The sequence below is a fragment of the Actinosynnema sp. NPDC059797 genome (assembly GCF_042732085.1).
GTDB lineage: Bacteria > Actinomycetota > Actinomycetes > Mycobacteriales > Pseudonocardiaceae > Actinosynnema.
Genome location: NZ_JBHWIE010000364.1, coordinates 1 through 6,926, shown reverse-complemented (window position 1 = coordinate 6,926; position 6,926 = coordinate 1). Strand labels below are relative to the sequence as shown.

Here is a 6,926-nt window from a genome sequence, read left to right as displayed (position 1 = left end):
CCATGGGGCACATCTCGGCGGCGTCGATCAGGGCGTCGCTCGGCGCCACCTCCGGGTTCGGCGCGTGCGCCTTGCCGTCCCGGATCTCGATCTCGTGCGGCGCGGTGCCGGCGCACACGCCGGTGCCGATGCACGCCTGCCGGTCGACCGCGACCTTCCAGATCGCCTCGGTCGTGCTCACCACTTCACCCGGAGCATCTTGGGGCCGCGCACCAGCAGGCCCTTCTTCCACTCGACGCCCTCGTCGCCCTCGGCGAGGTCGAGGTCGGGGAAGCGGCTGGTGATGACCTCCAGGGCGACCTGGAGCTCCATGCGGGCGAGCTGCGCGCCCAGGCAGTGGTGCGGGCCGTGGCCGAACGCGACGTGCGGGTTGTTGGCCCGGCGGAAGTCGACGTCCTCCGGGTTGGTGAAGATCTCCGGGTCGCGGTTGGCGCCGGGCAGCGAGACCAGGATGGGCTCGCCGGCCTTGACCACCACGTCGCCGAGCTTGACGTCCTCGGTGGCGTAGCGCGGGAACATCGCGGCGGGGTTGAGCGGGATGAGCCGCAGCAGCTCCTCGACCGCGTTCGGGATCAGGCCCGGCTCGGCCTTGAGCAGCTCGAAGTGCTCGCGGCTCTTGAGCAGCGCGTAGACGAAGTTCGGGATGTGCGTGGACACCGTCTCCGAACCGGTCAGCAGCAGGCCGACGCCGGTGATCGACAGCAGCTCCTGCTCGGTGAGCACGTCGTCGTTGTCGCGGGCCTTGACCAGCGCGCCGAGCAGGTCGTCGGTCGGCTCCGCGCGGCGCTGGGCGATGAGCGCGCCCATGTAGCCGAACAGCTCCTCGACCAGCGACATGATCGGCTGGGCGGTGCTGGTCAGGCCCTCGGTCCACACGCGGAACTTGGCGCGGTCCTCGAAGGGCACGCCCAGCAGCTCGCAGATCACGATGATCGGGAAGGGCAGCGCGAAGTGCTCGACCAGGTCGGCGGGCGAGCCCTTGGTGACCATGTCGTCGAGGAACTCGTTGGCGATGCGCACCGCGCCCTCGCGCATCTCGTTGACGCGGCGGGCGGTCAGGGCCTTGCCGGCGAGCTTGCGCAGCCGGGTGTGGTCCGGCGGGTCGAGGCCGATGATGCCCTCGTACGTCATCTCCTCGCGGGTGCGGGGCTGGTCCTGGCCCTGCGCCGCGGCCCGGCTGAAGCGCGGGTCGGTCAGCACCGTCTTGACGTCCTCGTACCGGGTGGCGAGCCACGAGACCTCGCCGAACGGCAGCTTGACGCGGCTGACCGGCTCGTCCCGGCGCAGTGCCCCGTACAGGGGGTCGATGTCGATCCCCGGTTCCTCGCTGAACGGGTACGCGCGCACCTGCTGGGTTGCTGTCATTCTTTTCTCCTCCGGGTGCGCCGGTCGGACGACCGGCGCGCTCCACACGCCCAAATGAGGTTTGCCCGGAAGCTGGTCCGCGACCGCTCGCCGCGTCGAAAAGCCTGCCCCGGCACGATGGGGAAAGCCTAATCACGCGCGGGAACCTCCTCACACCCCCGGAACGCCCCTACGTTCCCCCTATCGGCGGCAACCGCCCCGCCACCTCGCACCGGAGGGCCGTGACCAGCGCCGGTGACGCGCGATACACCCGTTCGGGTGGGGTTTCCGGGGGTGGTGAGGGGTGGTGCAGGGGCCGGACTAGGGGTTCCGGCGGCCACTTTCGCACTAGGGTCGGACCGCAGGGCCACCGCTGACCTTCCAGCCATTCGACGCGTTCTCCGGCGTACCGCGACCGCCCGGTCGCGGTGGTCGTCGAGTCCGCATTCCCGCCCTGCGAATCGAACCCCGAAACCCGGGATGCCCGAAACGGAAGGTGTTTGCGCATGTCCCTGTTGGCCGCGGAGTCCTCCCGCTTCCGCTCGTTCGGCCCCCACCACGTGGACGAGGTCGCCTCGCGCTACGCGCTGCCCGCCCACCTGCTGGACAGCGTCCGGGTGATCTCCCAGGTGCTGCCGTTCCGCGTCAACGAGTACGTGCTGTCGCACCTGGTGGACTGGAGCCGCATCCCGGACGACCCGATCTTCCAGCTCGTGTTCCCCCAGCGGGGGATGCTCGCCGACGCCGACGAGCGCGAGCTGTCCGTCCTGCTGCGCGAGGGCCGCAAGAAGGAGCTGCGCGAGGCGGTGAGCCGCATCCGCGCCGGCCTCAACCCGCACCCGTCCGGCCAGATGCAGCTCAACGTGCCGAGCCTGGAGGGCACGCAGCTCCCGGGCATGCAGCACAAGTACCGCGAGACGGTGCTGTACTTCCCGCAGCAGGGCCAGACGTGCCACGCCTACTGCACCTACTGCTTCCGCTGGGCGCAGTTCGTCGGCGACGCGGACCTGCGGTTCGCCGCGCCGGGCCCCGAGCAGCTGATCCGCTACCTGCGCAACCACCCGGCCGCGACCGACGTGCTGGTCACCGGCGGCGACCCGATGATCATGAGCACCGAGCGGCTGCGCTCGCACCTCGAGCCGATCCTGGACGTCGACACCGTGCGCACGATCCGCATCGGCACGAAGTCCGTGGCCTACTGGCCCTACCGGTTCACCACCGACTCCGACGCCGACGACGTGCTGCGCCTGTTCGAGCAGGTCGTGGCGTCGGGCCGGGCGCTCGCGGTGATGGCGCACTTCAGCCACCCGCGCGAGCTGGAGACGGCGCAGGCCAGGCTGGCGCTGTCCCGGATCCGCTCCACCGGCGCGATCGTGTACTGCCAGGCGCCGCTGATCAGGCGGGTGAACGACGACTCGCGCGTCTGGGCGGAGATGTGGCGCGGCCAGCTCGCCGCGGGCCTGGTGCCCTACTACATGTTCGTCGAGCGCGACACCGGCCCCAAGGAGTACTTCAAGGTGCCCCTGGGTCGCGCGGTCGAGATCTTCCAGGCGGCCTACCGCACCCTGCCGGGCCTGGCCCGCACCGTCCGCGGCCCGTCCATGTCGGCCACCCCGGGCAAGGTCCTGGTCGACGGGATCGAGGAGGACCTCGACGGGAAGCACTTCCGGCTGCGCCTCGTGCAGGCCCGCGACCCCGAGCTGGTCGGCCGCCCGTTCCGGGCCCGGTACTCGGAGCACGCGGCCTGGCTGGACGAGCTGGAGATCGACCCGGCGACACCGGCCGACATCCTGGCCGCGGTCACCGGCACCAAGACGCCGGTCCGCTGACCCCGTCCGCCGACGACGAAAGGTTCGCTGTGGTCATCCGGAAGATCTCGCCCAACCTGGCCCTGGACCACCAGGTGTCGCTGCGCCGGGCCGCCGGCGAGCCGATCGTGCACCTGGGGTTCGGTGAGGCCCGCCTGCCCGTGTTCCCCGGCCTGGTGGAGCGGTTGACCGCGGGCGCGGGCCGCAACTCCTACGGGCCCGTGCCCGGCTACCCGGGCGTGCTGCGCGCCGTGGCGGGCTACTTCGCCCGCCGCGACCTGCCCACGACGGAGGAGCAGGTCATCGTGGCGCCGGGCAGCAAGGCGCTGCTCATGGCGCTCCAGCTCGTCGTGCCCGGCGACGTCCTGCTGACCGAGCCCTGCTGGGTCACCTACGCGCCCCAGGCGCTGGAGGCGGGCAAGCGCGTGATCGGCGTGCCGATCCCGGCCGAGTGCGGCGGCGTGCCGGACCCGGACGCCCTGCGCGAGGCCGTCCGCGCCGCCCGCGCCGAGGGCGCCAACCCGAAGATCGTCGTGCTCACCGCGCCGGACAACCCCACCGGCACCACGGCCACCCCCGACCTGGTGCGCCGCATCTGCGCGGTCGCCGAGGACGAGGACCTGCTGCTGGTCTCCGACGAGATCTACCGCGACCTCGTGCACGACCCGGGGTTCGAGTACCTCAGCCCGGCCGAGGTCGCGCCGTCCCGGACGGTCGTCGTCACCGGCCTGAGCAAGAGCCTCGCCCTGGGCGGCTGGCGCATCGGCGCGGCCCGCTTCCCCGCCGACGAGGCGGGCCTGCGGATGCGCGCGGACGTGGCCTCGGTGGCCAGCGAGATCTGGTCCACCCTGGCCGGTCCCATGCAGGAGGTCGCCGAGTACGCGTTCGACGAGCCGGCCGAGCTGGTCGCCCGCCGCGACGCCGACGCCCGCCTGCACGGCGCCCTGGCGCGGGCGGTGCAGGACATCGTGGTCAAGGCCGGCGCGCTGTCCCGCCCGCCGACCGGCGGCTTCTACGTCTACCCCGACTTCGAGCCGCTGCGCGAGCGGCTGGCCCACGAGGGCGTCGTCGACGGCGAGTCCCTCCAGGAGCACCTGGTCAGCCGCTACGGCGTGGCGGTGCTGGCGGGCGTCCACTTCGGCGACGACCCCCGGGCGCTGCGCTTCCGCGCCGCGACCAGCGTGCTCTACGGCGACACGCCCGAACTCCAGCACGCGGCCATGGCGGCGGCGGACCCGACTACCGTGCCGCACGTGGCCGAGGCACTGGCGTCGATCGAGCTGGCCTTCACCCTGTCGAAGGCGGCTGTGCGATGACCGCGATCGCGTTCCCCGGCATGGGGCCCGTCAAGTTCGCGGACGTGGCCAAGTTCATGCTGATCAACCCGTTCGCCCGCGAGCTGCTGCGCACCGCCGACGAGGTGCTGGGCCGCGACCTGTTCGCCGCCCTGCGCGACAGCACGTCCGACTACGCCGAGGCCGCCCAGGTGGCGTTCCTGGTCAACAGCGTGGCCCTGGCCCGCTGGGCGGAGGACCGCTTCGGGTTCGAGCCGAGCTTCTGCACCGGCGCCAGCTTCGGCGGCAAGGCGGCGGCGGTCCACTCCGGGGCGCTCAGCGCGGAGGAGGGCATCTGGCTCACCGCCGAGCTGGTCCGCGTGGAGACGGAGTACTTCGCCGAGCAGCACGGCGACGTGGTGACGCTCTCGTTCGCCCGCACGCCCCGGGCCGAGCTGGACCTGGTGCTCGCCGAGCTGGACGACTGGCACGAGATCTCCTGCTACGTCGACGAGGACTTCTACATGGTCTCGCTCAAGCGGGACCGGCTCGCCTGGTTCCAGCAGCGCCTGAAGTCGGCGGGCGGCCTCCCCCTGTACGAGATGGACCCGCCGATGCACGTCAGCGCCTTCGCCGGCCTGCGCGACCGCGTCGAGCGGGAGCTGTTCCCGCGGCTGTCCTTCCGGGACCCGGCCACCCCGGTGATCGCCGACCAGGACGGCTCGGTGCGCACCACCGCCGACGGCGTGCGGGCGATCCTGCTCGACGGCGTGGTCCGGCCGGTGCGCTGGCCCGAGGTCGTGCGGTCGCTGCGGGCCGAGGGCGTCACGACCCTCTGCGTGGCCGGGCAGGACGCCCTGTTCGGCCGGGTGGCCTGCACCACCAACAACTTCAAGGTGATCGCGGCGAGCCCGCGCCTGGCGATGCAGCCGCACAAGCGCCCGGCCCTCAGGAGGGCTGCATGACCGAGAACGAAGCCGTGCTGCACGCCCGCTTCCTGCGGGGCCTGCGCCTCGCGCCCGGCAACACCGCCCTCCACCTGGAGGACGGCCGCACCGTGACCTACGAGGAGCTGCACGAGCTGGCCCTCTCGTGGGCCGGCGCGCTGCTCGCCGGCGCCGACGCGCCGCCCCGGGCGATCGGCGTCCTCGCCGACAAGACCCTGGAGTCCTACGCGGGCCTGCTCGCCGTGCTCTACACGGGCGCCATCGCGGTGCCCCTGCACCCGGACTTCCCCGCCCAGCGCACGCGCCACATGCTGGAGGCGTCGAAGGTGTCCGCGGTGGTGGCCGACGCGCCGGGCCTGGCCGCGCTGGGCAAGCTGGGCGTCGACCTGCCCGTGCTGGCGCCCTCCGCGGCGCCCGTCACGGGCAGGCCCCTGGACGAGCCGGTCGCCGTCTCGCCGAAGGACCTGGCGTACATCCTGTTCACCTCGGGCTCGACCGGCCGCCCCAAGGGCGTGCCCATCACGCACGCCAACGCGGACCACTACTTCTCGATCCTCGAACAGCGCTACGACTTCACCCCCGAGGACCGCTTCTCGCAGTCGTTCGACCTGAACTTCGACTGCGCGATGTTCGACCTGTTCTGCGCGTGGGGCGCGGGCGCGCAGACGCACCCGGTGCCCGGCGCCGCCTACCGCGACCTGCCCGGCTTCCTCGCCGACCGGGCCCTGACGGTCTGGTTCTCCACCCCCTCGGCCATCACCCTGGTCCGCCGCATGGGCGGCCTGTCGCCGAACTCGATGCCCGGCCTGCGCTGGAGCTTCTTCGCGGGCGAGGCGCTGCGCGCGGCCGACGCCGAGGACTGGCTGGCCGCCGCGCCCGCGTCCACCCTGGAGAACATCTACGGGCCGACGGAGCTGACCGTCACCATCACCGGCCACCGCTGGACCTCCGACACGCCGGCGCTGTGCCTCAACGGCCTGGTGCCGATCGGCGAGGTCCACGAGGGCCACGACCACCTGCTCCTCACCGAGGACGGCGGGGAGTCGGACACCGAGGGCGAGCTGTGCATCACCGGCCCGCAGATGACGTCCGGCTACCTGGACTCGTCGGACGACGAGGGCCGCTTCCTGCTCCACGACGAGCGCCGCTGGTACCGGACGGGCGACCGCGTCCGCCGGCACCCCGACGGCACGCTGGTGTACCTGGGCCGGCTCGACTCCCAGGTGCAGCTGGCCGGCTGGCGCGTCGAGCTGGCCGAGGTGGAGCACGCCCTGCGCGCCTGCGAGGGCGTGCTGGACGCGGTCGCGGTGACCCGCCCGACGGACACGGGCCTGGAGCTGGTCGTCTACTACACCGGCACGCCCACCCCGGCCCGGCTGCTGTCGAAGGAGCTGCGGGACGTGCTGCCGAAGGGCATGCTGCCCCGCGAGTACCGCCACGTCGAGGAGTTCCCGCTCAACTCCAACCGCAAGGTCGACCGGGGCGCGCTGGCCAGGCTCGCGGCCGAGGGCTGATCGGACCGGAGCCGGCAGGTCGGGCGGGACGCTGATCCC

The 6,926-nt window shown here is 72.6% G+C and carries 6 protein-coding genes; 4 read left to right on the top strand and 2 right to left on the bottom strand.

All coding sequences use genetic code 11. The features are described from left to right. A partial coding sequence (locus ACFV4N_RS37145; protein ID WP_499677355.1) for a ferredoxin occupies window positions 1-181 on the bottom strand: 181 nt, incomplete at its 3' end. After that, the gene (locus tag ACFV4N_RS37140; protein ID WP_499677354.1) at window positions 178-1,365 is read right to left on the bottom strand and encodes a cytochrome P450; all 1,188 of its coding nucleotides are present in this window, start codon (window positions 1,363-1,365) and stop codon (window positions 178-180) included. The genes ACFV4N_RS37140 and ACFV4N_RS37145, both read right to left, overlap by 4 nt. Before the next feature lie 485 nt (window positions 1,366-1,850). Here ACFV4N_RS37140 and ACFV4N_RS37135 point away from each other — a divergent pair, with 485 nt between their 5' ends. From ACFV4N_RS37135 to ACFV4N_RS37120, 4 genes are read left to right on the top strand one after another with little or no spacing between them, the layout of a single operon-like run. After that, a complete protein-coding gene (locus tag ACFV4N_RS37135) occupies window positions 1,851-3,173 on the top strand; it encodes a KamA family radical SAM protein (protein WP_499677353.1) in 1,323 nt (440 codons plus the stop codon). A gap of 29 nt (window positions 3,174-3,202) precedes the next feature. Further along, window positions 3,203-4,468, top strand: a complete 1,266-nt coding sequence (locus ACFV4N_RS37130; RefSeq protein WP_499677352.1) for a pyridoxal phosphate-dependent aminotransferase — start codon at window positions 3,203-3,205, stop codon at window positions 4,466-4,468. Then, window positions 4,465-5,391, top strand: a complete 927-nt coding sequence (locus tag ACFV4N_RS37125; protein WP_499677351.1) for an ACP S-malonyltransferase — start codon at window positions 4,465-4,467, stop codon at window positions 5,389-5,391. Before ACFV4N_RS37130 ends, ACFV4N_RS37125 begins: the two co-directional genes overlap by 4 nt. After that, window positions 5,388-6,887 carry an AMP-binding protein gene (locus ACFV4N_RS37120; RefSeq protein WP_499677350.1) on the top strand — a complete coding sequence of 500 codons (1,500 nt, stop codon included), beginning with the start codon at window positions 5,388-5,390 and terminating at the stop codon, window positions 6,885-6,887. Before ACFV4N_RS37125 ends, ACFV4N_RS37120 begins: the two co-directional genes overlap by 4 nt. Window positions 6,888-6,926: the final 39 nt, after the last annotated feature.